Annotated in this window: 22 protein-coding genes; 16 read left to right on the forward strand and 6 right to left on the reverse strand. The window is 62.6% G+C overall.

The annotated features are described in order from the left end of the window. The first annotated feature begins 596 nt into the window (after positions 1-596). From AC4CS3_RS08355 to AC4CS3_RS08365, 3 genes are all read left to right on the forward strand, one after another. Positions 597-2,252 (forward strand): purple acid phosphatase family protein, encoded by a 1,656-nt coding sequence (locus tag AC4CS3_RS08355; RefSeq protein WP_490783020.1) that lies wholly within the window; start codon positions 597-599, stop codon positions 2,250-2,252. A 186-nt stretch (positions 2,253-2,438) separates the two neighbouring features. Then, complete coding sequence (locus AC4CS3_RS08360) at positions 2,439-4,184, forward strand: phospholipase C (RefSeq protein ID WP_490783021.1); 1,746 nt, start codon at positions 2,439-2,441, stop codon at positions 4,182-4,184. 278 nt (positions 4,185-4,462) lie between these two features. Then, the gene (locus AC4CS3_RS08365) at positions 4,463-7,168 is read left to right on the forward strand and encodes an alkaline phosphatase family protein (RefSeq protein WP_490783022.1); all 2,706 of its coding nucleotides are present in this window, start codon (positions 4,463-4,465) and stop codon (positions 7,166-7,168) included. Positions 7,169-7,662: 494 nt separating this feature from the next. Here the strand turns inward: AC4CS3_RS08365 and AC4CS3_RS08370 are convergent, their stop codons facing one another. Next, entirely contained in the window at positions 7,663-8,643 is a 981-nt protein-coding gene (locus tag AC4CS3_RS08370; RefSeq protein ID WP_490783023.1) for an asparaginase domain-containing protein, read from the reverse strand. Positions 8,644-9,079: 436 nt separating this feature from the next. Here AC4CS3_RS08370 and AC4CS3_RS08375 point away from each other — a divergent pair, with 436 nt between their 5' ends. From AC4CS3_RS08375 to AC4CS3_RS08385, 3 genes are read left to right on the forward strand one after another with little or no spacing between them, the layout of a single operon-like run. Further along, the gene (locus AC4CS3_RS08375; protein ID WP_490783024.1) at positions 9,080-10,189 is read left to right on the forward strand and encodes a pyridoxal-phosphate dependent enzyme; all 1,110 of its coding nucleotides are present in this window, start codon (positions 9,080-9,082) and stop codon (positions 10,187-10,189) included. A 28-nt stretch (positions 10,190-10,217) separates the two neighbouring features. Next, positions 10,218-10,853, forward strand: coding sequence for a helix-turn-helix transcriptional regulator (locus AC4CS3_RS08380; RefSeq protein WP_490783025.1), 636 nt, complete (start codon positions 10,218-10,220; stop codon positions 10,851-10,853). A 6-nt stretch (positions 10,854-10,859) separates the two neighbouring features. Beyond that, complete coding sequence (locus tag AC4CS3_RS08385; protein ID WP_490783026.1) at positions 10,860-11,276, forward strand: RidA family protein; 417 nt, start codon at positions 10,860-10,862, stop codon at positions 11,274-11,276. An 85-nt stretch (positions 11,277-11,361) separates the two neighbouring features. Here the strand turns inward: AC4CS3_RS08385 and AC4CS3_RS08390 are convergent, their stop codons facing one another. Continuing rightward, positions 11,362-11,997 (reverse strand): GntR family transcriptional regulator, encoded by a 636-nt coding sequence (locus AC4CS3_RS08390; protein ID WP_490783027.1) that lies wholly within the window; start codon positions 11,995-11,997, stop codon positions 11,362-11,364. 271 nt (positions 11,998-12,268) lie between these two features. On the opposite strand from AC4CS3_RS08390, the gene AC4CS3_RS08395 reads away from it, so the two are divergent. From AC4CS3_RS08395 to AC4CS3_RS08435, 9 genes are read left to right on the forward strand one after another with little or no spacing between them, the layout of a single operon-like run. Then, entirely contained in the window at positions 12,269-13,816 is a 1,548-nt protein-coding gene (locus tag AC4CS3_RS08395) for an APC family permease (protein ID WP_490783028.1), read from the forward strand. Between the two features lie 2 nt (positions 13,817-13,818). Beyond that, entirely contained in the window at positions 13,819-14,517 is a 699-nt protein-coding gene (locus AC4CS3_RS08400) for a cysteine hydrolase family protein (protein WP_490783029.1), read from the forward strand. Beyond that, entirely contained in the window at positions 14,514-15,263 is a 750-nt protein-coding gene (locus AC4CS3_RS08405) for an SDR family NAD(P)-dependent oxidoreductase (RefSeq protein WP_490783030.1), read from the forward strand. The genes AC4CS3_RS08400 and AC4CS3_RS08405 overlap by 4 nt, the downstream gene beginning before the upstream one ends. Continuing rightward, positions 15,260-16,543: a methylaspartate ammonia-lyase gene (locus AC4CS3_RS08410; RefSeq protein ID WP_490783031.1), complete on the forward strand. Its 1,284-nt coding sequence runs from the start codon at positions 15,260-15,262 to the stop codon at positions 16,541-16,543. Before AC4CS3_RS08405 ends, AC4CS3_RS08410 begins: the two co-directional genes overlap by 4 nt. After that, a complete protein-coding gene (locus AC4CS3_RS08415; RefSeq protein ID WP_490783032.1) occupies positions 16,540-17,787 on the forward strand; it encodes a CaiB/BaiF CoA transferase family protein in 1,248 nt (415 codons plus the stop codon). The genes AC4CS3_RS08410 and AC4CS3_RS08415 overlap by 4 nt, the downstream gene beginning before the upstream one ends. 25 nt (positions 17,788-17,812) lie before the next feature. Continuing rightward, complete coding sequence (locus tag AC4CS3_RS08420; RefSeq protein ID WP_490783033.1) at positions 17,813-18,589, forward strand: SDR family NAD(P)-dependent oxidoreductase; 777 nt, start codon at positions 17,813-17,815, stop codon at positions 18,587-18,589. Positions 18,590-18,623: 34 nt separating this feature from the next. Next, positions 18,624-19,610, forward strand: coding sequence for a polysaccharide deacetylase family protein (locus AC4CS3_RS08425; protein WP_490783034.1), 987 nt, complete (start codon positions 18,624-18,626; stop codon positions 19,608-19,610). Continuing rightward, the gene (locus AC4CS3_RS08430) at positions 19,607-20,185 is read left to right on the forward strand and encodes a MaoC family dehydratase (RefSeq protein WP_490783035.1); all 579 of its coding nucleotides are present in this window, start codon (positions 19,607-19,609) and stop codon (positions 20,183-20,185) included. Before AC4CS3_RS08425 ends, AC4CS3_RS08430 begins: the two co-directional genes overlap by 4 nt. Positions 20,186-20,196: 11 nt before the next feature. Further along, positions 20,197-21,048, forward strand: coding sequence for an HpcH/HpaI aldolase/citrate lyase family protein (locus AC4CS3_RS08435; RefSeq protein WP_490783036.1), 852 nt, complete (start codon positions 20,197-20,199; stop codon positions 21,046-21,048). Between the two features lie 195 nt (positions 21,049-21,243). On the opposite strand, the gene AC4CS3_RS08440 is transcribed toward AC4CS3_RS08435, so the two are convergent. The 3 genes from AC4CS3_RS08440 to AC4CS3_RS08450 all read right to left on the reverse strand — a co-directional run bounded on the left by AC4CS3_RS08440 (position 21,244) and on the right by AC4CS3_RS08450 (position 24,238). Continuing rightward, on the reverse strand, positions 21,244-22,650 hold the full coding sequence (locus tag AC4CS3_RS08440) for an MBL fold metallo-hydrolase (RefSeq protein WP_490783037.1): 1,407 nt from the start codon (positions 22,648-22,650) through the stop codon (positions 21,244-21,246). Between the two features lie 209 nt (positions 22,651-22,859). Beyond that, entirely contained in the window at positions 22,860-23,618 is a 759-nt protein-coding gene (locus tag AC4CS3_RS08445; RefSeq protein WP_490783038.1) for a sulfite exporter TauE/SafE family protein, read from the reverse strand. Further along, on the reverse strand, positions 23,615-24,238 hold the full coding sequence (locus tag AC4CS3_RS08450) for a rhodanese-like domain-containing protein (RefSeq protein ID WP_490783039.1): 624 nt from the start codon (positions 24,236-24,238) through the stop codon (positions 23,615-23,617). The genes AC4CS3_RS08445 and AC4CS3_RS08450 overlap by 4 nt, the downstream gene beginning before the upstream one ends. 118 nt (positions 24,239-24,356) lie before the next feature. On the opposite strand from AC4CS3_RS08450, the gene AC4CS3_RS08455 reads away from it, so the two are divergent. After that, a complete protein-coding gene (locus AC4CS3_RS08455; protein WP_490783040.1) occupies positions 24,357-24,614 on the forward strand; it encodes a metal-sensitive transcriptional regulator in 258 nt (85 codons plus the stop codon). A 430-nt stretch (positions 24,615-25,044) separates the two neighbouring features. Here the strand turns inward: AC4CS3_RS08455 and AC4CS3_RS08460 are convergent, their stop codons facing one another. Continuing rightward, positions 25,045-25,959: a helix-turn-helix transcriptional regulator gene (locus tag AC4CS3_RS08460; protein WP_490783041.1), complete on the reverse strand. Its 915-nt coding sequence runs from the start codon at positions 25,957-25,959 to the stop codon at positions 25,045-25,047. Between the last annotated feature and the right edge of the window lie 382 nt (positions 25,960-26,341).

Below are 26,341 nucleotides of genomic sequence, written 5' to 3' on the forward strand. Positions count from 1 at the left end.
TCCGAACAACGCCAGTTCCAACACCGACGCCGCCAGCGGCACGCAGGGGTTTCTGCGCTGGCTCCTGGGTGGCCGACTCACCGGCAGGCTGGAGCTCTGCGTCTGGCCTAAAGGGCTGCAGGTGATCGTGCGCAAGGAGCTCCCGCACGCCGGGGCGCGCCGCATGGACACAGATGCTCGCCTTCGCCGCAACGAAGGCGCGGCGTTGAGAACCCAAAAGGCTGCGCGAGGGTCCTGGAGATCGCAGGCAAAATCAGCCGCCTCAAGGGCTCGGCCATTACCCCGCGATAGCCGGCGACTGGGCCAGGAAACGCCATCTACGCCGATCTCTGATCTCGAACGAGGCATCCGAGTTGGTCAAGCAGTGGGAGATCGCCGGCTACGGACGAGGACATCGACCTCTGCCACCGACACCAGCAAAATCTCGTCTCCAAGGAACGCGTCGGAGTTACTGACCTGACCAGACAAAACAATGACGGCGAGCCCAACGAAGCTTTCGTACATGATTACCATGAATCCTATTGTTCATCTGTTTGTAGCCGGAGATTTGGCAATCCTTCACGAATGTTCACCGTTGCCCCGGCAATGTGCTGAACATGACAGATGACAGACAAATTTTTAGTACAGCATTTTCCCGCCGCGGTTTCCTGACGGCCGCCGGTGCCACGGGAGCCGGCGCCGCGCTGGCATCACTGGCCTCCGCCGCACCCGCGACCGCGGCCACCGCAGCCAAGGCCTCGGAGTTGCCGACCGCGGTTGGCAACCCGCTGACTACCCCGGCCGTGAACGGGCTGCACCTGCAGTTCGGTGCGGACGCCTCGAGCGAAGTTGTGGTCTCCTGGCACACACTGCAGCCGGTCAGCCACGCCCGGGCCATGCTCGGTGAACCCGACGGAACCTACGGCAAGAGCCAGGATGCAGTGCAGACCAGTTACACCGATGCCAAGTCCGGCCAGGTCGTCTACGCCTACCACGCCAAGCTCACGGGCCTGACCTCGTCCCATGACTACATCTACGCCGCCATCCACGACGGTGCGCAACCCGAGTTCGGTTCTTTCCGCACTGGCCCGCGCGGCCGTGAAGCCTTCACCTTCACCAGCTTCGGCGACCAGGGCACCCCGACACTGGGCAAGAAGTACGTCCCCCCGGCCGGGGTTACGATCGCCAACCCGCCGTGGGTCAACGACAACCTCGGCGCCCCCGCCGCCGGTGACATGCCCGCCGGAATCGAACGCGTCCAGCCCCTGTTCCACCTCTTCAACGGGGACCTCTGCTACGCCAACCTTTCCGAAAACCGGGTGCGCACCTGGACCGACTTCTGGGACAACAACTCCCGCAGCGCCCGGCACCGGCCCTGGATGCCCGCCGCCGGAAACCACGAGAACGAACTCGGCAATGGACCGATCGGCTACGCCGCGTACCAGACCTACTTCTCCGTCCCGCCCCAGCCCGGCCAGACCGATACGACACGCGGCCTCTGGTACTCCTTCACCGTCGGTTCCGTGCGCGTGATCAGTCTGGCCAACGACGACGTCGCCATCCAGGACGGCGGAAGCAGCTACGTTCACGGCTATTCACATGGCGCGCAGAAGGCGTGGCTGGAAAAGCAGCTGATCGCTGCCCGCTCCGACAAAAACATCGACTGGATCGTCATCTGCATGCACCAAGTCGTTATCAGCACCGCCAGCGCACTCAACGGCGCCGACCTGGGCGTCCGGCAGGAATGGGTGCCGTTGTTCGACAAATACGGTGTCGACCTGGTCGTCTGCGGCCACGAACACCACTACGAGCGCTCACACCCGATCCGCGGCCAGCAGCCCAACGCGACCCTGACGCCCGTCCCGGCCGACACACGCACCGATGTCATCGACACCACCAAGGGTACCGTGCACATGGTTCTGGGCGGCGGCGGCACCTCGGTGACCTCCAACCAGATGTTCTACAACCCGCCCGCCTGCCGCGTCATCACCAGCGTCGGCCCGCTCAACCCCACTACCAACAAACGACCACCGGTCTACACGAAGGAAGACGCACCTTGGTCGGCCGTGCGCGACGCCGCCAACTCCTACGGATTCGCCGCCTTCACCGTCGACCCAGGAACCCAGCCCGGCGGAATGACCAAACTGCAGGTCACCTACTACAACGTTCTCGGACCACAAGGACAACTCTCCGCCTTCGAATCCTTCACCCTGCAACGACCCCGCACCGACACCCACCAAGGTGTCGGCACCGGAAACGACAAAGGCCAATAAGGCTAAAACCATGTCCGCCGCTCCTGCTGCAAACTGGCGCAGCGGGAGCGGGCCGGCCAAGGAGACCGGTCCCTTACTCCTTACCCCTTGGTCCCGATCAGCATTCTGGGCGGGCCTGACACCGGCCAGTCGCGCCGGATACCCATCGAAAAGATTGAAGAACACATGCGATACCTCGCTCATCGATTGACGTGGAAGCCACTCGCGGCCGCCGCCGGCGCCGCGGTCCTTGCCAGCTCCGCCCTCACTGCCGGCCTTCTCGGTTTCGGCGCCGGCCCGGCCTCTGCCGGCGACGACCACAACGGCGGCACCGCAACGCCGATCAAGCACGTTGTGGTGATCTTCGGCGAGAACGTCTCGTTCGACCACTACTTTGCCACCTACCCCAAGGCTGCCAACACGCCCGGTGAAACCCAGCAGGGAACCGGGCTCCCGGCAACGCAGTTCACCGCTGCCAAGAACACGCCGACGAATATTGCCACACTGGCTCACGACGGCCTATTGGGACCGAACAACCCGAACTCAATCAAGCCGCAGCGCCTGACACCGGCACAGGCCGTCACCTGCGACCAGAACCACACCTACACCGCCGAGCAGTTGGCCTACAACGGTGGCCTGATGAACAAGTTCGTTGAGAACACCAGCAAGGACGTGTGTGCAGCGAACCAATTTGGCGCGCCGGGCCTGACCATGGACTACTACGACGGGAACACCGTCACCGGTATGTGGAATTACGCCCAGAACTACGCCATGAGCGACTCTTCCTTCAGCACCGGCTTTGGCCCGTCAACCCCTGGCGCGTTGAACCTGGTTTCGGGCCAGACTCACGATATCCAGGAATTCACTGCCGCGGGTGCGCCCGTCGTTCCGACAGCCAGCACCACCACCGTACGCGTCCCAAACGGGAGTGGCGTCGGAACAGTGATCAACGACCCGGACCCGGTCTACGACGACTGCTCCAACAGCAGCCATAAGACCACGAACAACGTTGCTGGCGCGCAAGGTAAGAACATCGGCGATCTGCTCAACGCCAAGGGTGTTAGTTGGGGATGGTTCGAGGGCGGTTTCACCCCGACCGCCCCGGCGGCTGGAGCCACGCCGGCTTCCTGCCTGAGCACGCACACCAACGTCACGGGCGCCTCCATCGTTGACTACTCCCCGCACCATGAGCCGTTCCAGTACTTTGCCTCCACTGCCAACCCGCACCACTTGCCGCCGGCCTCGGTCGCAGAAATCGGTCACAACGGCCAGGCCAACCACCAGTACGACGTGACCGCGTTCGATCAGGTCGTCAACTCGAACAACATGCCCGCCGTGTCGTTCCTGAAGGCTCCCCAGTACCAGGATGGCCACCCCGGAAGCTCCGACCCGATCGACGAGCAGGCCTTCGTCGCTAAGCAGGTCAATGCCATCCAGAACTCCAAGAACTGGGACAGCACCGCCGTCATCCTCGCCTACGACGACTCCGACGGATGGTACGACCACGTAGCGGCAGCCGTGAAGAACTCCTCCAATTCCCCCGATGATGCCGCGTTCTGCCTGAACGCGTACAACAAGGGCGTACCCATGGCGGGCGGCTACGCGGACCGTTGCGGCCCGGGCCCGCGCCAGCCGCTGATCGTGGTTTCCCCGTTCGCGAAGACGAACTTTGTTGACCACACCCAGACGGACCAGACATCCATCCTGCGTTTGATCGAGGACAACTGGAGCACCGGCCAGATCGGTAATTCCTCCCTCGACGCCCATGCGGCCTCGCTGACCAACATGTTCGACTTCAAACACCCCAACACGGACAAGGTCATCCTGAACCCGACGACCGGGGCCGTCATCCCAGGGAAGGACGCCAACGGCAACCATAACGGAAACGGCGAGAACGGTAACGGAATCGGCAACCAGATCAACAACTGGTGGAACGGCTTGAACTGGAACTGATCCTCGATTCTGCGCTCTAGCCGCAGCGACACAGGAGGAACCGGCTCGCTTGGTGTTGCGGCGGATCTGCTGCAGTGCAATGACATCGAATTCGGAAAGGACCTCGGCGATGCACACCACAGAATGCTGGCGCGTGTAGGGATGTCCTGACGCTTGGCGGGATGGGATGGGCACTAGCCTTACGCAGCTTTTCACACGATTGGGCTCAATCATGGGCCGAACTGCGTACCCCTGCGGGTTCGCAGCAGCTAGCACTTCTTTGTTAGGGGAAATACGGCATGGGCAAGAAAAGACGTTTGCGTAAGGGCGTGGCCATTCCGGCTGCCGCCGTTGCGCTGGTATTGGCTGGCGGCGGCGCGTATGCGGCCGGCAACACTGACTGGGGTCAGCGCCTGATCGGGCGCCAGGCCAACGGGTCGGTACTGACCGCGAGTAACCAGTTGGTCACCCCGGCCGGGTCCGGGGTGGAGCAGACCGGTAGGCCGATGGCTTTGGCGGTGAGCCCGGACGGGCACACTTCGGTCAATGAAACCTATGACGGGAAAGGCACTTTCACCGTCACCGACTTGGTGGGGCATAAGGTCCTGCAGCAGTACACGCCGCCCGCCGGTACCGGCAGCGGACAGGCCGGGTACGGCGGGTTGCTTTACTCGCCGGATGGTAAGAGCCTGTGGGCCGGGCAGAAATCAAACCTGCTGCGTTTCACGGTTTCCGCGGACGGGACGCTGTCCAGCCCGGTGGTCGTCGCATTGCCGGCCGTGAGCGGCAAGCAGCCGTTGCCGGCCAGTCTTGCCTTCGCCCCGGGCGGGCAGCAGATCCTGGTCACCCTGAACGGAACCAACACCATGGCTGTCATGGACGCGGGCACCGGGGCCTTGGTCCGTCAGGTTGCGGTCGGCAACGCGCCGCGGGACGTCGTGGTGGCCGGTGCGCACGCGTTCGTTGCCAACCAGGGCGGGCGCACCGCGGTGCCTGGGGATAAAACCAACCTCTCCTACGGTACGGACATTGTCACCAACACCGATAACGGTTCTCCGTCTACCGGTACCGTCTCGGAGGTCGACCCGGCGACCGGAACCGTGGTGCGCAGTTACGACGTGGGTCTGGCCCCCTCAGCCTTGATGGTCCAGGGCACAGACGTGTTCGTAGCGAACTCCAACTCCGACACCGTCTCGGTGCTCGATACCAAGACCGGTAAAGTCGCCCAGACCATCAACGTCAACCCGTTGCCGGGTGCGCCGACCGGCAGCGAACCGAACTCGTTGACGATGCTGGATCCGACCCATCTGGCCGTGAGCCTAGGAACCGCGAACGCAGTCGCCGTCTACGACTACAGCAACGCCCAGACACCAGCAGGCTTTCAGGGCCTGATCCCCACCGGCTGGTACCCCGGCACCGTGGTGCTCGACAAAGCCCTGGGCCAGATCGTCGTGGCCGCGCAGAAGGGTGTCGGGTCCCTCGGCGCCCAGGCCACCAACAGCCAGGGCGCGGGCACCGCGACCGTCACCGGGCACAGCGTATATTCGGACATCGGGCTCGTCAGCACCGTCCCGGTCCCCAAAACCAACGACATGCCCAACTACACCAAGCAGGTCTGGTCGAACAACCAATGGACCGCCTGGCAGGACCAGCAAAAGGCCAAGGGCGATCAGGGCAAAGCGAAGCCGGCGGCGATTCCGCAGCGTGCCGGTGACCCCTCCACCATCAAGCACGTGTTCATGATCGTTAAGGAAAACCGCACGTACGACCAAGTCCTGGGCGATGAAACCCGCGGCAACGGCGCACCCTCCCTGGCCCAGTTCGGCGGGGCGACCACCCCGAATTTCCATGCCTTGGTCCAGCAAGGACCGTTGCTGGATAACACCTACTCCTCGGGCACTATGTCCGCCGACGGCCACCAGTGGCTGACCCAGGCCAACGTCGATGAGTATCTGAACCAGTCGATCAGCAACTACACCCGGAGCTACCCTTACAACGGCGGGGACGCGATGGCCTACGGCTCCACCGGGTTCCTCTGGGACAACGCGGCCGCGCACGGCGTCAGCGCCAAGGACTGGGGCGAGTACACGAACAAGTGGACCAGCGCCACCGGTGCCAACGACCCCAACAGCTGGGCCCAGTGGTACCAGAACACCCTTGCCCAGGAAGCCGGCAAACCAGCGACCATCCCGCAGGACGCATTCCACGCCTCCACCGACGTGCCCTCGCTGACGAAGATCCTGCAGCCGCAGTTCCCGGGCTTCCAGCTGCAGATCCCGGACCAGTACCGGGCCGACCTGTTCCTCAAGGACTTGAAAAGCGCTGAACAAAACAACAACCTGCCGCAGCTGAACATCATGACCATCATGAACGATCACACCGCCGGCACCTCGCCCGGTTCCCCCACACCCTCGGCCATGGTCGCCGACAACGACCTTGCCGTGGGACGGATCATCGACGGCATTTCGCACAGCAAGTTCGGTCAGGACTCCGTCGTGTTCGTCGTCGAAGATGACAGCCAGAACGGTGTCGACCATGTCGATGGACACCGCGCCCCGGTCCTGATCTGGTCCCCGTACGCCCGCCGTAACGCGGTCGTCAGCGACTTCTACACCCAGCTCAACGTCGTGCGCACCATCGAGCAGATCCTCGCCCTGCCGCCCATGACGCAGATGGACCTCGCCGCCGAACCCATGTACTCGGCCTTCACCAACAAAGCGGATACCACCCCCTACACCGCTAAGCCGAACCAGATCCCGCTCGACACCATGAACGGGGCACCGAACACCCTCACCGGCGCAGCCGCCGCCTGGGGCACCTGGTCAGCCCAACAGGACTGGTCAGGACCGGACCGCGTCGATCCCGGCCGACTCAATCGAGCCGACTGGTACGCCGCGCATAACTGGACCACCCCCTACCCCGGCGACGCCCGCATCCTTTTCCCCAACGAAGTACCCGACGGACCGGGCGACGGCGACAACGCCCCCATCGGCAACGGGAAATAACAGCAAACCACCCGGCAAAACCCACAACGGGCCCCGTCTCTACCTTGGGCTAGCGGTCGTTGCAACACCCAGAATTTTTGGGAGTTGCAACGACCGTGGTTCGTTTATGCTGTGATTCGTCAAGTCGAGGTCGCTATGGTCAAGATCGGAAGGGGCGGTTTTTGTGTCGTTTTTGACCGTTTCGGAAACACGACGGCGGCCGCAAGGGAGCTGGGACTCAACGCCAACACATGCGCTGGCTGGGTCCGGAAAGCCGGCCTGATGCAGCGGGACATCGGGCACCGGCCCCACCCGGGAAGGAAGAGTTCTTCCGGCTGCGGGCGGGTGTTTGCCGCCGAGAAGCAGCACGTACCGTCCGCGTGAACATCCGCACGGCCAGAGACTTGGTCCAGGGAATCCGGGCGGCGGAGCCTTCGGCTGGGCGGGAACCTCCGGTGCCGCGCCTACGGTCAGAGCCGACTGCCTATGAACTCGGGGCTTCGGCACTCGGCTTCTTAGCAAGCCGATGGCACCTCGGGGATCCTTCCGAGTTCCCCTGCGATGTCCACGGGGATCAATCGACGGATCTGGGATGCTGTGAGGCCGCATCCGAGCAGGAAATGAAGCTTCACGTGCGCTGCTTCCAACGTTAGATTTCCACCGTCCGTTACGCCCGCCTCGGCTAGGTTCGTGCCGTGTGGTGTGGCATTGAGCTGCACGCCGCCGTCGATGGATTGGCTGACCGCCACAATTGTTAGACCGCGGGCGGATCCTCGCGCCATGACATCGAAGAGTCCTGGCGAGCTGGCCGGTACGTTTCCAGTGCCATAGCAGTCAAGGACTACGGCGTGGTGCGCGCGGTCGAGCATCGCTTCGGCCGTCGCGGCGGTGATGCCCGGATATACCCTGAGAACGGGTATTTCGTGCGACGGGAATCCCGTAAACGTAAGCCGTGGAAGGACTTCGTTGTGTTCTCTATTCATTGAAGCCCCGAGGGCATGTCTGTAGCCGGATCCGACGAGCGTTGAATCCTTGACTGCCCGGGTTGCTGGTATCACCCGGCCGCCGAAAGCGATTGACGTTCCCGAGCTCGGGCCGTCCGTGGCAGCCGCAACCGCCTCGGCCAGATTGGCGGTCCCGTCCGAACCCGGGTAGGAGATCGGGCGTTGTGCCCCGGTGAACACGATCCGCCGCTCGGGTCGGGTGAAGGCCAAGGCTGCGGCAGAGTATGCCATCGTGTCGGTCCCGTGAATGACGACGATAGGCCCAGATTCGATCTGGTCTACGGCATCGATGAGTCGCTGCCAGGTCTCGGGTGTTGCGTCTGCGCTGTCCAGCGGGGGGTCAAACTCATGAACACTTAGGTCTAAATCGCGGCTGAATCCAGCGAGCAGGTCGACTAAGCGGTCGGAAACAGGCGAGGGGGCATATCCCCGGTCAGTACGCAGCCCGCTGAAGGTGCCGCCGGTGGCGATGATTCCAAGCCGCGCCCTCATTGTGACACCGTTTTGGCGTGGGGGAGAAAACATATCTGGAACGGCGCTAGGCGCTCATGCAGCCGTGCAATAGTCTGTCGGACCTTCGCAAGGTCCAGCGCGAGGAATGGGATTTCCGGATCGTGCACGAGCGGGTCTACGTGGTCATTCTCGGGGGCCAAGGCGGTCAAGAGCGGTCCTTACCTGAAGTGGGTAGAAGCGGGGGCGGAGTCAACCGGCTCCTGGGCAGGCCGGAGAGTGAGGGATACCGCAGGCCCGTTACGTATTGTACAGATTTATACATATTGTCAAAGCTTGGAGGTGGGGTGTTCGTTCCAGCGGTCTCGCATGTTCGTCCGATTGGGTCAATTCAAAAGGTTGGATTCATTGCATCCCTTGACTTTTCGTCTATAGTTACACAAAACGTTACCAAGTTGGCATGTCGAAGGAGGCGCCTGTGGCCGGGACAGTAAAACCCTTCCTGTACGACAGGAGCGGCGGAAGGTATCCGATTGATATGCCGCGGTGGAGAGGTGGTGACGGATCCCCGCTCATGGTCTCGGCGCTGGCCGGAATCGACCGCGACGACATCGACACCAGCGAACGCTCGCAGTGGCGGTACCGGGCGGCCTTGCCGTATCAGATGACGCACCACGTTTCGCTCGGCGAGGGCTGCACGCCGCTCCTTGAAGCAAACATCGGCGGCGCGGACGTCTACGTCAAACCGGAATGGTTCAATCCCACGGCCAGTTTCAAAGACCGCGGTACGTCGGTGATGCTCTCTGCGCTGCAGGACCAGGGAATCCGCCACGTCCTTGAGGACAGCTCCGGCAACGGCGGGTCCTCGGTTGCCGCTTACGCCGCTGCGGCTGGTATGGCTGCGAAGGTCCTCGTACCGTCAAGCGCGTCGGAGGCGAAGATCGTCCAGTCCCGCCGTCACGGAGCCGAAATCGAATTGATACCGGGGACACGGCAAGCCACGGCCGAAGCCGCCATTGCGCAGTCGGAATACATCTTCTACTCCAGCCACAACTGGCACCCTTTCTTTCTTCAGGGCACAAAGCTCATCGCCTACGAAATCTGGGAAGACCTGGGCTTCCGGGCCCCGGAAAACGTTATTGTTCCGTCGGGTGCCGGCAGCCTAGTGCTCGGATGCTCGATCGGGTTCGGCGAACTGCTCCGGGCGGGCCAGATCGGACGCATGCCCCGGATCCTTGCCGTTCAACCCGAGAACTGCAGCCCGCTGGCCAGGGCATTTGCGCATGGATCCGTTGAGCCCCTCGACGGCGACTGGCAGCCAAGCCTAGCCGAAGGAGCGTCCATCGCCCGGCCGGTACGCGGACCTGAGGTTCTGGCAGCCGTCACGGAATCCGCAGGGGCGTTCGAGACGGTGACGGAAGAGCAGATCCGGCGGGCAACGCAGGAACTGGCATGGAAGGGGCTTTATGCTGAACCAACGAGCGCCATAGCGGCAGCCGCCGTTCCTGGCTTCACCGCCCGGGGCCTCATGGTCGCCGAAGAGACGACTGTCATGGTCCTGACAGGATCAGCGCTCAAAGCCGCATGAAATTACGGATCTGAGTTGGAGAATCTAGATGCACACACCGGAGAACCCCGAAACCGAGCACCTCCTGGCCGAGTTGGACAAGATCACCGTTGCACTCGGACGGACCTTCCCGGGCCTTTGCGAAGTGGTGCTTCATGATCTTCGGGACCCGCTACACACTGTGCGGACAATCGAGAACAATCTGTCCGGTCGCGCCAAGGGCCAATCGGCAACGGAGCTTGGCCTGGCCCGGATCCAGGACTCAGCTTTTCCTGCAGTCCTGCAGAACTACTCCAACAGCTTCCCTGATGGACGGGCAGCCAAGAGCACTTCCATAGGGATCAAAGACCGCAACGGCAAGTACATCGCCGCGCTGTGCCTTAACGTGGATATTTCCATGCTCAGTGCCCTGGCCCACCAACTGTCTGCCCTGACGCGCATCGACGAGCAATCGGGCCCGGTGGAGGAAAACCTGCGACAAAAGAGCCTGGAAGAAATCCGCGAATACATCACAAAGTACGCAGCCGAGAAGGGCATGACCCCGCTCAGCCTCGATCCGGAATCCGGCCGCGCCTTGACCCGAAAACTCCGGGAAGAGGGATACATGAACATTAGGAAATCCATCCCGACCGTCAGTGAAGCGATCGGGGTATCCAGAGCAACCGTCTACAACTACCTGAAATGAGAAGCCGTGAAACAGGCCGAAGCCGGGAATACGCTGCAACTGATCAACGCCCCGGACCTGACCGCGCCACTGGGCCACTACAGCCACGTGAGCATTGCAAACGGAATGGCCTACATCTCCGGCCAACTGCCCATCAACAACGACGGCGAACCGGTCGCCTCCGGCCCCTTCCGGAACCAGGTTCTGCAGACCTTGGCCAACCTCGACGCCTGCCTTGCGTCCGCTGGTCTACACCGCTCCCATCTCGTTCAGGTCCGGGTCTACATCACCGATATCGGTGACTGGAACATATTCGACGAAATCTACAGCGTCTGGATTGGGGACCACCATCCCGCCCGCGCCGTTGCAGGCGTCAAGGAACTCCACTATGGGGCAGCAGTTGAAGTTGAAGCAGTAGCACTCACCTTCGCCACCAGCAACTGACCCTCTCAGGTAGGGTCAAGCCGCAGGACATCCCGAACGTGAAAGTGCGCAGGAATGAGTCGCGATCTGTGTTGGTGGATCAAGGTTAAAACAAGAGCTGGACAAGTTGGCGGGATTGTTGGAGGTGATTTCGCATTGCCTTTTCCGCTGCCTCCGGGTCCCTATTCTCCAATGCAGCCAGAAGGTCTGCGTGGGAGAGCATCGCCTCTGTCTGGGGGACCCTGTTTTTCCAATACAACCGCCAGAAGCGCAGGCTGTGCAGCAGGAGTCGGTCGGCGGCGTCCTGGAGAAGTGGGTTCCTGATCATGTGGACCAAAAAAGTGTGGAGAGCGTGGTCGTCTTTGAGGAATTGCTCCGGATCCGATGACAATCGTGATTGGTCTACGGTGTCTGCGAGGCGTTTCACAGCCGATAGGTCCTCCTCGGTCGCGCGAAGGGCAGCGATGTAGGCAACACCGCATTCGATGGCCTCCCTGGCTTCGAACATGTCGAGAACCCCATCAAGGGTTAGCGGGGAGACCACAATCCCGTGTCTGGGCATGATAGAGACAAACCGATCCTTTGCCAAGCGGGCGAGAGCTTCGCGCACGGGCATGCGCCCAAGTCCAAGGTCCGCGGCCAAGGTCTGTTCGTTCATGAAATCACCAGGGGCGAGGCGAAGGTCGAGAATCCTCGTCTGAAGCTCGCCGTAGGCGATGTCACTTGCCCTCTCAGTACCCAATACAGCCTTCTTTCATCAGCAACGTCCCTATCGCCCGACACGAATTAAGTGGCCTCAGCGCGCGACCAATTCGTCGCCGTCGTTGGTCCCACCATCTCACGGCGGTCTCGGTCATTGGTACGACGATACCGGCAGTCGTGAAATATCACTGATTTTTTTTAATCAATCTATTGATATTTCTATGAGATATGAGAAATCATGTTGAGAGCCAAGTCCCCGTGTGGTGGACCGTCCGGCTCCCCCCACTGATCCAAACGAAGGAGTTTCGATCGTGTCCGATGAAACGCCAGTAACGGGCTCCGGTCCCAAGGCACCCGCGCTCGAACGAGGAGTTCTGACCATTCCCAATGCGATCGCTCTGTCCGCTGCCGCGATGGCCCCAGTCCTGGCAGTGGTTCTGAACGCACCCGCTGCGGCCGCTGCTGCCGGAGCGGCCCTGCCGCTCTCCTTCCTGATTGCGTTCATCGCCGCCGCACTCGTCGGGAATACGGTGGTCCAGTTTTCCCGTCTCCTGCCCTCGGCAGGATCCTTTTATACGTTCAATTCGAAGGGCCTGGGCTCCGGTGCGGGCTTCTTCACGGGGTGGCTGTTCTGGATCGGCTACGCCACGCTCGCACCGGGCCTTTTCTCCGCCTTAGGCGCGTTCGTCCATGACTATGTTCTAGCGACCTTCAATGCCGACATCCAGTGGTGGCTGTTCAGCCTGGCCGGGATGGCCATCGTTGTCGGCTTGTCATTGCGAAGCATCAAAGCCTCCGTAAGCCTTGACCTGACTCTTCTTGTCATCGAAGTGGTCATCTTCCTTGTCCTGGGCGTGCTGGCGATTTCCACCGCCGGGTCGGGCAACACCGGCGAAGTCTTCTTGATCTCTTCCTCGCCGACAGGCTTCAGCGGAGTCGGCCTCGGCGTCGTGTTCGGGTTGTTGTCCTTCGTCGGATTCGATGCGGCCGCCACCTTGGGGGAGGAAACCCGTAATCCGAAACGCAGCATCCCGTTGGCTGTGATCGGTGCCCTGGGTATCGTGGGCGTCTTCTACGTGTTGATGATGTATTCCCTCACGGCGGGGTACCGGCTCAATGATCCGCAGCAGCTGACCGCGTTCCTGCAGGATGCGAACCCTTTCATCACGCTAGGCCAGAACATCGCCCCGTGGCTCCTGCAACCGATCGAAATTTCCGCCATCGCCGGCATCTTCAGCTGTCTTCTGGCCATTCACAACACGACTGTCCGGGTGATTTTCTCCATGGGCCGGGACAAAGTCCTCCCATCCTCCCTTGGACGCATCCACGCCCGCTGGTTCTCGCCGCACCGCGCCATTTTCGTGCAGACCGTCTTCACCGTCGTCGTCGGGATCGGCGTCGGACTCTGGCTCGGCCCCGGCCCGACAGGTTGCTACGGTTTCACCGGAGCGATCGGCACGGTCGCCATCGTGATTGTCTACATCCTGAGCAACATCGCGCTCATCCGCTACTTTTGGCGAAGGGCTGACCGAAGCCTGGCCAAGCACATCATCGTCCCCGCGCTCGGTGTCCTTGCCCTGGCCTACCCGCTCTACTCAGTCAGCGATCCCACGCAGGCATATCCGTACAATCTGGTCCCGATCGTCGTGCTCATTTGGATCGCGCTGGGCACCGCACTGTTTCTTTACTACCGGGCCAAGTCCCCGGAGAAAATCGCTGCTATAGGTGCCTTCGTGGCCGAAGACGATCTGCCGCTGGATGAACAACACGAGAGCCTGCTCACCGCACGGGCCTCCTCGGTGCAGCATCCGACGATCGAGGAAGAATTCCAGCGCCACCCCGAAGCCAGCAGGGACTGACGATGATCAACGTGGATGGAAAAGCAGTCTTCACCGAACTCACCGAACTTGTCGACCCCGCCCACACGGCACTGCTGCTGGTAGACATGCAGAGAGACTTCATCGAACCCGACGGCGTGTTCGGGGAACTCGGGATCGATCTGTCGATGTACGCCGGCACCAGGCCTTGCCTGGCAGACCTGCTGGCCGCGGCACGGCGTCACGGCGTTCTGGTCGTGCACATCCAGAACACCGCCCTGCCTCGAAGGATGAGCGACTCTCCCGCTCAGATCCGCTTTAACCTGCGGATGCACGATACGGCACGCGGGGAGGCGCCGGCCCTCCAGTACACCGTGCCGGGCACGCCTGGTCACGACTTTGTCCCGGAGTTCCGCCCGGAACCGGAAGAGCTCGTGGTACGCAAATACCGCTCGAGCGGCTTCTGGGGAACGAATCTGGACCTGCTTCTGCGGAGCAACGGCATCGACACCGTGGTCGTCGGGGGCTGCACGACGGAGGGGTGTGTTGAGTCCACCGCACGTGACGCGATGTTCAGCGGTTACTACGTCGTTGTGGCCGAGGACTGTGTCGGCAGTGACGATCAGGAGCAGCACGACGCGTCAATGCTCCTGATGCGGCACCGCTTTGACGTCGCAGCCGGCAGTGAAATTGGCCAGGCATGGGAAAAACTTCAGATGTCCGAGATAGAGGAGCGCAGTTGAGAAAGCTAGAAAACCAGGTCGCCGTCGTGACCGGTGCCGCGTCCGGCATTGGGAAAGGCATCGCCATTTCGTTTGCCCGCGAAGGAGCCAAGATCGTCGTGGCTGACCTCGTCGACGAGGCGAAGGCGGCCGAGGCTATGACGGAGATCGCCGCGTACGGAGGGGAAGTCCTGTTCGCGCGCACCGACGTCAGTGACGAGGCCAGCGTGAAGAAGCTGGCCGAGCAGGCACTTGACCGCTTCGGCCGGGTCGACATCCTCGTCAACAACGCAGGCATCTTCACCGAGTCGCGGCTTGAAAGCATGACCGTCGAGGACTGGGATCGTGTCGTCAACACGAATCTCCGCGGTACCTTCCTGTGCACCCGGGCACTGATAAACCAGATGCTCGCCCGGGGTGAGGGCCGCATCATAAACATCGCGTCCCAGCTGGGCCAAATCGGAGGCAGCGCAGTCGCCCACTACGCCGCAAGCAAGGCCGGCATCATCGGATTCACAAAATCTCTTGCCCGGGAGGTTTCCAACCGGGGAGTGCTCGTCAACGCCATAGCTCCCGGGCCCATAGAAACACCGCTCCTGGAGAGCGAAACGGACGAGTGGCGCAGCGGCAAACTGGCCGAATTGCCGATCGGCCGTTTCGGAACCGTCGACGAGGTCACCCCCACCGCTGTGCTCCTCGCGTCGGCGGGCGGGTCCTACTATGTCGGCCAAACACTGGGGCCCAACGGTGGGGACGTGATGCTGTGAAAATCATCGATGTCCTCTGCGTGCCGGTGCGCACGGGTTTTTACCGGGATGACCAGGCGGCCATCCGTGCCGACGCAACTCACGACGGGTTCCTCTACGAGGGTCGCCCGCTTACTCCCGGCTTCAGCGCTATCCGCGAGCCCGGGACAGCCGTTTCCGTCATGCTGATCCTCTCCGACGGCCAGGTCGCGCTCGGCGATTGCGCGGAGGTGCAATATGCCGGCGCAGGCGGCCGGGCACCAGTTTTCGGTGTTGACGAAGCACTCGCCCAGATCCGACAACACGTCGCCCCCACCCTCATCGGCCGTCCCGTCACCGGGTTTCGCGAGCTGGCCGAGGAAACCGACAGCCTACGGGCCGACGGCCAGCCACTCGCCGCCGCTGTGCGATACGGCGTGACCCAGGCGCTGCTCCACGCTGCCGCTCTCGCGGCGGGCCTGACCATGGCTGAGGTCGTGCAGCACGAGTATGACACCGGTGTTCCCTTGCTACCTGTTCCTCTCTACGCCCAGACAGGCGATGACCGATACACCAATGTCGACAAGATGATCCTAAAAGAGGTCGACGTCCTGCCCCACGGCCTCATCAACCAGGTGGACACCAAACTTGGTGCAGGCGGGAGCCTGCTGAAAGACTACGTGTGCTGGCTGCGTGAGCGAATACTGGCCACCCGTGCACGGCCTGAATATGCCCCCCGACTGCACCTGGACACCTACGGGACGATCGGCATCGAGTTCGATCAGGACCTGGACAGGATCGCCGGCTACCTCCATGAACTCGCCACGCAAGCCTCGCCCTTCAAACTCCGCATCGAACACCCCATCGACGCCGGAAGCCGCGATGGCCAGGTGAATGTCTACGCCGAGCTGCGGCGCATACTCGCCGCAAGAGGCATCCCCGTGGACCTGGTCGTGGACGAATGGTGCAACACCCGGGAGGACATCGAGGCTTTTGTCTCCGCAGGTGCCGCGGACGTCATCCACGTCAAAACGCCCGACCTCGGAGGGATCAACAACACCATCGAGGCGCTGCTCTACGTACGGCGCCAGGGACTGGCAGCCTATTGCGGTGGGACCTGCAATGAGACCGACATCTCCGCCCGCGTCAGCGCCCACATCGCCATGGCATGCGGCGCCGACCAGGTGCTCGCCAAGCCGGGCATGGGCGTCGACGAGGGACTGATGATCGTCGGCAACGAGATGGCACGCACCGCGGCCCTTGCCCGGAGCCGGGCGGCGTCCGGACGAACCCTCATCGGCTCCGGGGAGGGTGTGCGATGAAGCCGCTGGAAGATGTGCGCATCATTTCACTCGAACAATACGGAGCCGGACCATTCGGCAGCGTGCAGCTTGCCGACCTCGGCGCCGAGGTCATCAAAATCGAAGACCCCTCAGCCGGAGGCGACATCGGCAGGTACGTCGTTCCTATGCAACACGGCGAGGACAGCCTCTTTTTCGAGACGTTCAACCGCAATAAGCGCAGCATCAGCCTCGACATCACCACCGCGGCGGGCCGTGCGGTGTTCGAGGACCTGGTCAAGGTCAGCGACGTCGTCTACTCCAATCTTCGCGGGGACGTACCAGCCAAGCTGGGGATCCGCTACGACGACCTCAAACACCTCAACCCGGCCATCGTCTGTTGCTCACTGACCGGCTTCGGCATGACCGGTCCGCGAAGCGCTGAGCCCGGCTATGACTACGTCCTTCAGGGCATTGCGGGATGGATGGATCTCACCGGCGAACCCGACGGACCCCCCACCAAATCAGGGTTATCGGTGGTGGACTTTTCCGGCGGTCTCGTCGCGGCCATCTCCATGCTGGCAGCCCTGCACGCCGCGAAACGCGACGGCACAGGCGCTGACTGCGACGTAAGCCTTTTCGACACCGCCATCTCCATGCTCACCTATCCCGCAGCCTGGGCTCTGAACAGCGACTTCGTTCCAAAAAGGACGCACCACTCCGCGCATCCTTCCCTCATCCCCTTCCAGGCGTTCCGCTCAGCGGACGGATGGCTTGTAGTCGCGTGCCCCAAGGAGAAATTCTGGAAACGTCTCGTCCGAGTCCTTGAACGACCGGAACTGGCCGAGGACCCCCGGTTTGGAAGCTTCGCCGCACGTCGTGAAAACTCAACGGTGCTTGTCCCGGTCCTGGAAGAGGCCTTCCTCACCAGGACATCCGAGGCGTGGCTGACGGAATTGCATGCAGCCAATGTGCCATGCGGGCCGGTGAACACCGTCGCCGAGGCCTTGGCCGACCCCCACACCGACGCAAGGAACATGCTCGTGAGGACTGAGCACCCCCGGTTCGGAACGGTCGTCCAGGTAGCAAGCGCCGTCCGAGTCGGAGACGAGCCCAAGGAACACCGACGAGCGCCCCGGCGGAACGAGGACGCTGCCCACGTCATGGGCGACCTCCTGGGCTATACACCAGAAAGACTGAGCTCGCTGCGCGAGCACGGGGCGTTCGGTCCACCTGCAGCCGAGGCCGCAGATCCTTCACCGAGACAAAAGCTCTCGATCAACTAATCGATTCACGAATCACGAGGCCAAAATGTTCGATCTCACAGGCAAGGTAGCGCTCATCACAGGGGCAGCGTCGGGTATCGGCGCAGCGACGGCACGCATTTACGCAGAGGCAGGGGCAGACCTCGCACTGGCGTGGTACCCGCGGGACGGGCACGACATCGAACCCGTCCGGGAGGAAGCTGAAAAGGCCGGGGCCCAGGTAATAGTAGAGGCCGTCGATGTCACCAAACCCTCGGAAGTCGATGCACTGGCCGCCCGGGCAGCCAACGAACTGGGCGGACTCCACATTGCGGTCGCAAACGCAGGGATCGCCCGAAAAGTGGAGCTGGAAGACCTCGACGACGAAGCCTGGACCCAAGTCGTCGACGTCGACCTCAACGGGGCATGGCGCTGCTTCCGAGCTGCGCTTCCACACATGCGCAGAGCCGGTTTTGGAAGGCTGATCGCCACATCCTCCGTCGCCGGAACCGTATCCGCTTGGCCCCGGCACTCCCACTACGCAGCCGCGAAAGGCGGACTTGTAGGTCTCGTGAAATCTCTCGCGGTGGAGTTCGCGGCGGACGGCATCACCGCCAACGCTGTTGCTCCCGGTGTTATCAGGACGCCCCAGGCCCTCGATCCGGTCAACTCCTTGGGGCCTGACGGAGTTGACGCAGTCGTTGCAAAAATCCCGGCCGGGCGGGTCGGTACCCCCGAAGACATCGCATATGTCTACCAGTTCCTGGCCAGTGCCGAGGCTTCATATGTCAACGGCCAGCTTCTTGTTGTCGACGGCGCGCGCAGCTTGGCCGGTCTGGACTAAAGCATCGCCCCTTCCCGAATTGGAGAATCAACACATGACCAGCAACCCCCAGTTTTTCCGCCGAACCGACATCGACAACATTCCGGGGCCCCCGCGCGACCTTGTTGGGTACGGCGAACACCCTCCGCGCGTCAGATGGCACAACGGCGCGAAGGTCGCCGTGCAGATCGTCGTCAACTACGAGGAAGGGTCGGAAAAGACCTTCGCCATGGGCGACGGCGTCAATGACAGTATGTATGAACTGCCCTTCGCCGTCGACGATCAACGCGACCTTGCGGTGGAATCCATGTACGAATACGGATCCCGGGCCGGGATTTGGCGTCTGTTCCGCATCTTCGATGCCGCAGATGTCCGCGTCACGTTTTTCGCCGCGGCCGTGGCCCTCGAACGAAACCCCGACGTTGCCACCAAGTTGGCGCTGCGAGGCGACGAGGCGGCAGGGCACGGGTACCGCTGGAGCAACCACTACGAGATGTCCCGCGATGACGAACGAGAGGCGATCAAACTCGCGGTAGCGTCCATCGAGAAGACAACCGGCACCCGGCCGGAGGGCTGGTACTGCCGCGAGATGAGCGTCAATACGCGTGATCTCGTCGCGGAGGAAGGAGGCTTCTTCTACGACTCCGACACCTACAACGAGGATCTGCCGTACTGGACTTCCGTCGACGGACGCAACCATCTGGTGGTCCCGTACTCGCTCGTCGTCAACGACGCCCGATACATCATGGGGACCGGTTTTGGGAGCCCCGAACAGTTCTTTGAGACAGCCAAGGCGACCTTGGACAGGTTGCGCAACGACGGCGACGACATCGGACGCATGATGTCCATCGGCCTTCACCCGCGCATCAGCGGCAATCCCGCCCGCGCCGACGCCCTTGCCCGGTTCATCGAGTATGCCCAGGGCTTCGATGACGTCGCCTTCATGCGGCGCATTGACATCGCAAAAACGTTTGCAGATCAGGTCCCGCCCTTGCCGTTGGCAGCGGCCGTGCCCGCGGCTCTCGGGAAGGAAAAGGAATGAAAGACAAATCAGAGCAGTCGACACGACTAGGCTATCCGCAGGCATCGCCGGCCGCTTCCGGTTGGACAGGACGCCTGTTCGAGGATTTCGCCGTCGGAGACTTGTACTACCATCCGTTCGGCAAGACGGTGACCGAGGCCGACAACCAAACATTCACGCTCATGTCCCAAAACGTGGCCAAGACCCACATTGACCGCAATTTCGCCCGAAACACTGAATACGGGCGACCCCTTGTCAACTCGACATTTACTCTGGCCTTGGTCACCGGCCAGTCCACCATCGACCTGTCCATGAACGTGTTTGCGAACGTGGGCTGGGACGAGGTGAGGATGCCCGCCCCTGTATTCGAAGGAGACACCATCTACTCCCGGTCCAAGGTACTCGCCGTGCGCGGGTCGGCTACACGCCCCAGCGTGGGACTGGTCACGGTCGCAAGCGAAGGATTCAACCAGGACGGAGTCATCGTTATCACCTTCCGGCGCACTTTCATGGTGTACCGAAAGGGACACCTGCCAGTCACAGCCTATGCCCTGCCGGACGAGGCGAGCCTGCCGGACGTGGCTTCTTCACAATGACAGGACCGGCAATGGCAACCGCAAGGCCGTGCGAGATTGTGTCGGAAGCCGTCACAGGCCTGTTTGTCCCCGGAGATCGACCGGAACGGTTTGGAACGGCCGCAGCGGCCGGAGCCGACGTTATCGTCGTCGACCTTGAAGACGCGGTGGCGCCAGAAGCAAAAGCGCTGGCGCTGGATGTCGTGTTGGCTGCCCTGGCGTCCGGAACCAAACGGTCTTTCCGTGCGATCGTCCGGATCAACGCGCCCGGTTCCCCGAATCACGAGGCTGAGATGGTTGCACTCACCCAGCTCAGCGTCAGGAATGGGCACGGGTTGCTGGGTATTATGCTACCTAAGGCCGAATCGGCTAGAGAAGTCCAAAGGTTGCGGCAGCAGCTGCCGGAAGAGCTCGCCGTCGTTCCGCTGATCGAGTCCGCCGCAGGCTTGGTGAACTCGTTGGAAATCGCCCGCGTTCCCGGGGTCACGCGACTCGGATTCGGTGCAATCGACTTTGCCCTGGATATGAACAGCAGCGACGCCGGATTGCTGGCCCAGGCGCGATTCCAGCTTGTACTCTCATCCCGCGCAGCCAACATCGCCCCTCCGCTGGATTCACCATCCACAGAGATCCGGGACTTGGCCCTGGTAGCGGGGTCCGCACGAGCCGGCCGCAAACTCGGGTTCGGAGGGACGCTGTGTATTCACCCGCTGCAGGTCCCCGTCACTCGGCGGGCTTTCATGCCAGATGCGGCCGAAATCCTCTGGGCGCAATCCGTGACGGGCGTCAAAGAGGGTGCAGCCCAGTTGGACGGAAAAATGATCGATCGGCCTGTAAAGGAATTTGCCGAGAAAATACTGCAGTCCGCCAAGCAAAGGTCATGACCAGGAGCGGCCGGATGGAGAGTTCTTCGGGCCGATGCGAAGGTGAACAAAATGAGCATTCCGGACGGACTGCTGAAGAGGGGAGTGAGTAAGCGCCCGGAACGAGCAGAAGCGTGCAACTCCGGATGTCTAGATCGAGGGCCCGGTGGACCGGGCCGGGTTCTGCTGGAGGCCCGTCCGGATCGCGTGCATGGGTCAACGTGCTTCGGCGACAGCACCTTGCCAGGCTGAAGTCCAGGCTGCGTAGCTGCCGTCGAGTTCGACGATGTCGTACCCGGCGCGGCGCAGGGCGCTGGCCGCGACTGAGTTCCGGACGCCGGACTGGCAGTAGGTCACGATGGTGCCTTGGGTGGGCAGTTCGTCAAGGTGCCACATGACGCGCCCGGCGTTGAGCTGGTGGGAGCCGGGGATATGGCCGGCGGTGTGCTCGGTCTTGTTGCGGACATCCAGCACCATGGCGGCGTCGAAGCCGTCGAGTTCCTCGGGCTGGATCAGCTTCGGGGTGGTCGTGGGCAGTCCGTCAAGGCTGGTGACGTAGCCGGCCACGTTGTCGATGCCGACCCGTACCAGGTGGTCCCACATGTCCTGGGCCTCTTCCTGATCCTGGGCCAGCAGCACCAGCGGGTTCCTGTCCGTCTCAGGGTTCACTACCCAGGCGCCGTAGCTGGCTACGGACTTGCCGGCGGGGACGTTCAGGGAGCGGGCAACAGTTCCCTTATGGACTTCAGCGTTGGGGCGGGTGTCGATGAACGTGGCTTTGTCCCGGGCCAGGTCCTTGGCGACGTCGGCGGTGTCCAGCTCAGTGAGGGGCGTTCGTCCGCCCATGACGGCCGGGCCTTCACGGTTTTCGTGCTTCATCCGTCCGAAGTAGGCGTGTGCGTCGGGCTGGCCGTCGAGGAGTTCGTCGATGAAGCCCTGCTCGTCGTTCGCGGCGAGATAGGGACCCCACCAGGCGTAGAGCCGCTCGTAGCCGACTGTGGAGGAGGGAATCGCGCCGAGGGCCTTGCCGCAGGCGCTGCCGGCGCCGTGGGCGGGGTGGACCTGGACGTAGTCCGGCAGCGTCAGGAACTTGTCGCGCAGGCTGGTGAACAGCTGCTTGGCGCCCTCGAAACGGGTGTCGATGCCGCCGGCTGCCGCGTCGAGCAGGTCCGGACGGCCCAGGTCGCCGGAGAAGACGAAGTCACCCGAGAGCAGGTAGCCGGGCTGGTCGCTGAACGCGCCGTCCGTGACCAGGAAGGACAGGTGCTCGGGGGTGTGGCCCGGTGTGTGCAGGGCCCGGATGCTGATGTTGCCCAGGGCGATCGAGTCGCCGTCGTACAGCCGCTCGCCGTCGAATTCGTACTGCCAGTCCGGGCCTCCCTCACCGGAGACATAGATCTTCGCGCCGGTGGCGGCGGCAAGTTCACGGGTTCCGGAAAGGTAGTCGGCGTGGATGTGGGTTTCGGTGACGGCGACGATCTTCATGCCGTTCTTCGCGGCGAGGTCGTGGTAGACGGTGATGTCGCGGCGGCCGTCGACAACGATGGCCTCACCCTTTGCTTGGCAGCCGATCAGGTAGCTGGCTTGGGCGAGGTCTTCGTCGTAAATGCGCTCAATAAGCATTCGTGCTCTCCTTCGTTAAGTGGGTGGGGGATCAGGTGGTGGGGAGGCCTGCGCGAGTCCATGCGACGGGCTTCGCCTGGGGTGCGCGGCGACTGTGAATTCTTGGGTTCGGACACGGCGATCGTTCTGTAAGGCTTGCTGAAGGCTTTTCCAGAGAACTGATTAAGGCCATTGGTGTTCGTCTTGAGCTGGGTGTGTCGTATGGCTTGTCAGGCCGTGACGATGCTGGCCATGACCCAGGCCGCGACGGCGAAGATCAGCACCGCGAACGAGACGCGTATATGGTTCTCCTTGAGCCTGCGGGCGAGCCCGGCGGCAACGAGTGAGCCGAGGGTCGCCGGGATGGCGAAGGCCAGGACGGTCGGCCACTCGATGGTAAATCCGGCCACGTGAGCGCTGAAGCCTGCCACGGAGTTGATCACGATGATGGCCAGGGATGATCCGACGGCCTGTTTCATGCGCAGTCCTAGGAACAGCGTGAGGGCCGGCGTGATAAGGAATCCGCCCCCCACGCCCAGGAGTCCGGTCAGGAACCCCACCAGGAGTCCCACGCTGACGGCTTTGGGGACGCAGGTGCGGAAGGCCCGGTTGGGCCCGGTGCTGCAGGAACTGTCGGCTTCGCGGGTACGGGTCAGCATGCGGATCCCGGCTATCACCATCAGGGCTGCGAACGCGAGCATGAGGATGTTCGGATCCAACAGCCTTCCTGTGGCCGTGCCGCCCCAGGCTGCCGGGATGCCGGCGGCGCCGACCAGCAGGACGACGGGCCAGTTGATGCCCTCGCGGAACCGCGGGATCAAGGCCGCCAGCGATGAGACGCCGACCACCAGCAGGGACGTGGGAATGGCTTGCGCAGGGCTCATACCTACGCCGTAGACGAGGGCGGGGACGGCGATGATCGACCCGCCGCCGCCCACGACGCCAAGCACGACGCCGATGAACAATCCCAGCGCCAGCGCGGCGATCATGCCGCAGGGTTTTGCCGGGCCGATGCCGCCGGCAGTTGCAGGATCGCCGTTTCGCGGGTGGGCTCCTTGGCGGCCTTGTTCCACGGCATGGCCGACAGGGCCCGGCCCATGGCGCAGGTGTTGGTCGCGGCCGAGAAGGTCAGGCCCGCTCCGATCGCGCCGGCAAGCATCCGGATCCTTGGGGAGACGAACTTTCCGCCGGCCAGGCCTAGCACCACGAGGGAGCCCGCGGCGAGGCGGACTTGGCGTTCCAGGTCCCAGCGACTTTTCCCTCGGACCACGTCGCCGCCTGCCGCGGCGAACGCGGGAACCCCTCCGGTGAGGACATGCGCGGTGCCGAGGCCTGCCCCATCCAGGCGCTGCCGGGCCTGTTCGGCCCGGGCCCCGGAGTGGCAGACGAGCACCACCCGGCTGCCCAGCCGGGCGGCGAGTTCCGCGGCGTGCTCGGATAGCAGCGGCAGGGGGACGTTGTAGGAGCCGCGGATGTGCATCGATTCGAACTCGGCCGCGGACCGTACATCGAGCACCACGAGGTCCTGGTGTTCACGGAACCAGGTTTCGAGGGTTTCCGGGGCCAGTGCGGTGACGGTGGGGCTGGCTGAAGGGGAGGGGGAAGTCACGGCTGTCCTTTCAAGACACGGCTGGATACCCCACCGAGTATTGCAGATACCCCCATGGGTATGCAAGACACCCCTGGGGGTATAAGATGGAGCCCATGACCTCGATAGGAGATGCCCGATGCAGCTTGATGCAACAGAACTGACTCCGGTGGTCAACCGGCTCAAACGCGCACAGGGCCAACTGGCCGCGGTCACACGGATGATGGAGGAAGGCCGGGACTGCAAGGACATCGTCACCCAGCTGGCCGCCGTCTCCAAGGCCCTGGACCGGGCAGGCTTCGCGATCATCGCCAGCGGCCTGGAGCAATGCATCTCCCGCGAAGACACCAGCCTGGACAGGAAGGAACTGGAAAAGCTCTTCCTCTCCCTCGCCTAACTACAGTCGGTCCTGGCCACACCCGAGCACAAGGAGCCCACTTGAGCTATGCCCATGCCATCGCAGCACCTCTGGCATGGGACGACGCGGTTCGACGAACCCGGGAGCGAGCTGGGATTCTGGATCCAGTCCGCCCCACCTTTGAGGGCCAAACTAGGATCGAGCGCTGTGGATGCCCTTGGCGACTACATGATCCTGGACGACTGCAACCCCGCACTGGCGAGTCGGGCTTGGCTGCCGAGCCGGACTTTGGAGCGCTGCAGAGCCGCTGTTCGCGGCCGCGCCCTCGCTATTCTCGGTCTCTGGCGCCGAACTCACAGGCTTCCCGCCCGCGGGCGTCCGTTAGACTCAAGATGCGCTTCAGGATGTCCTCTATCTTTTGAACGCATGGTCAGGGCGGAATAGCCCGACTGCTCAGGCCCCAATTTTCCTATGGCGAATCAGTCAAGAACCCGGCGCCGGATGCATCCGTGTTTTCTGTTGTTTGTGAGGGCTCCCAGGCAGTCGCAGCTTCGGCGCCGAAGCTGCCGAGCAGTGTGAGGGAATCAGCCGACGGCGAGCCGGGCTTTGCGGAGAATACGCGCAGGACTTGATCCGGGTCGTCCGGGAGGGCCAGGTTTTCAACGTTCAGTTCCAATTCGCCGACGACCGGGTGGTGCAGCCGCAGACTGCCCGCAGACCTCCTAGACACCCGGTGTCCGGCCCACCACAGGCGAAAGTTCTCGCTCTGCACTGCGAGTTCGCCAACGAGTTGATTAGCCTGGACATCGTCCGGATGCCGGCCAATGTCCACTCGGAGGGTTCCAACCGCTTCGGCCGCTACGGAATTCCAATCCCGGAAGAGTTCCTTTGCGCGCGGATCGAGGATCATCCAGCGAGTCAGGTTTCGCTCGGTAGCAGGCATGGACGGAAAATCGGCAAGGAGCAGAAAAGCCAGGCGATTTCCGGCCAAAACATCCGTTCGGCGCCCCAGTACCAGTGCGGGCACGCTTCCCACGGCATCCAGGAGCTGCTTCAGTGCGGGCCGAACGTTCTGGACCGGTACGGGCGGACGCTGGGACTTCGCACAGTTCTCAAGGAGGTCCATCATGTGCGCCTGTTCGCTGGAATCCAGACGCAGAGCCCGCGCTACCGAGTCCAGCACTGCCCGGGACGGGTGGATGTTGCGACCCTGCTCCAGGCGCGTGTAGTAGTCGGTGCTCACGTCCGCCAGCCGGGCTATCTCCTCGCGGCGCAGCCCGGGAACCCGCCGGACACCCGAGGTTCCTGGCAGCCCGCCGTCCTCAGGCTTCAGCCGTGACCTCATGGCCTTCAGGAATTTTCCAAACTCTGCGCTTTGACCCATAACTTCTATTCTGCACGGCAGGGTCACAGCTTTCTATAAGGAATGGTAGGACTGTCATTCCTAGGAAAGGCAAGGTGTGGCGTACTTACTGACATGACCTCCCAACCTGCGCGGGGTCGCTCAATTCGAGCTGGAATGCCTCCCGCAATGACCGATACGGACAATAGAGAGTTGATCGCTGGCAGGTAGCACTTGCCCAGGACGCCTATGGATCCACCAATTCGTAGGCGTCAGATGACAAGAAGAGGATCATGGATTATTCGCTGACGCTCGCCAGCACACTAGTAAACACAATGACTAATGAGAGTCTCAGTGCCTTGCGGGAGGCGGAATTTGTCAAGGTGAATGAGGCCAGTGGGAGTTAGGCTGCTGCTTTTGTGTC

It is taken from the genome of Arthrobacter sp. SE2 (assembly GCF_058244265.1).

Bases quoted from the DNA above. Each gene is read 5' to 3' on its own strand.
- AC4CS3_RS08355 (WP_490783020.1), top strand. From the start codon at position 597: ATGACAGATGACAGACAAATTTTTAGTACAGCATTTTCCCGCCGCGGT.
- AC4CS3_RS08365 (WP_490783022.1), top strand. From the start codon at position 4,463: ATGGGCAAGAAAAGACGTTTGCGTAAGGGCGTGGCCATTCCGGCTGCC.
- AC4CS3_RS08370 (WP_490783023.1), bottom strand. From the start codon at position 8,643: ATGAGGGCGCGGCTTGGAATCATCGCCACCGGCGGCACCTTCAGCGGG.
- AC4CS3_RS08380 (WP_490783025.1), top strand. From the start codon at position 10,218: ATGCACACACCGGAGAACCCCGAAACCGAGCACCTCCTGGCCGAGTTG.
- AC4CS3_RS08400 (WP_490783029.1), top strand. From the start codon at position 13,819: ATGATCAACGTGGATGGAAAAGCAGTCTTCACCGAACTCACCGAACTT.
- AC4CS3_RS08415 (WP_490783032.1), top strand. From the start codon at position 16,540: ATGAAGCCGCTGGAAGATGTGCGCATCATTTCACTCGAACAATACGGA.
- AC4CS3_RS08420 (WP_490783033.1), top strand. From the start codon at position 17,813: ATGTTCGATCTCACAGGCAAGGTAGCGCTCATCACAGGGGCAGCGTCG.
- AC4CS3_RS08425 (WP_490783034.1), top strand. From the start codon at position 18,624: ATGACCAGCAACCCCCAGTTTTTCCGCCGAACCGACATCGACAACATT.
- AC4CS3_RS08430 (WP_490783035.1), top strand. From the start codon at position 19,607: ATGAAAGACAAATCAGAGCAGTCGACACGACTAGGCTATCCGCAGGCA.
- AC4CS3_RS08435 (WP_490783036.1), top strand. From the start codon at position 20,197: ATGGCAACCGCAAGGCCGTGCGAGATTGTGTCGGAAGCCGTCACAGGC.
- AC4CS3_RS08440 (WP_490783037.1), bottom strand. From the start codon at position 22,650: ATGCTTATTGAGCGCATTTACGACGAAGACCTCGCCCAAGCCAGCTAC.
- AC4CS3_RS08445 (WP_490783038.1), bottom strand. From the start codon at position 23,618: ATGATCGCCGCGCTGGCGCTGGGATTGTTCATCGGCGTCGTGCTTGGC.
- AC4CS3_RS08455 (WP_490783040.1), top strand. From the start codon at position 24,357: ATGCAGCTTGATGCAACAGAACTGACTCCGGTGGTCAACCGGCTCAAA.
- AC4CS3_RS08460 (WP_490783041.1), bottom strand. From the start codon at position 25,959: ATGGGTCAAAGCGCAGAGTTTGGAAAATTCCTGAAGGCCATGAGGTCA.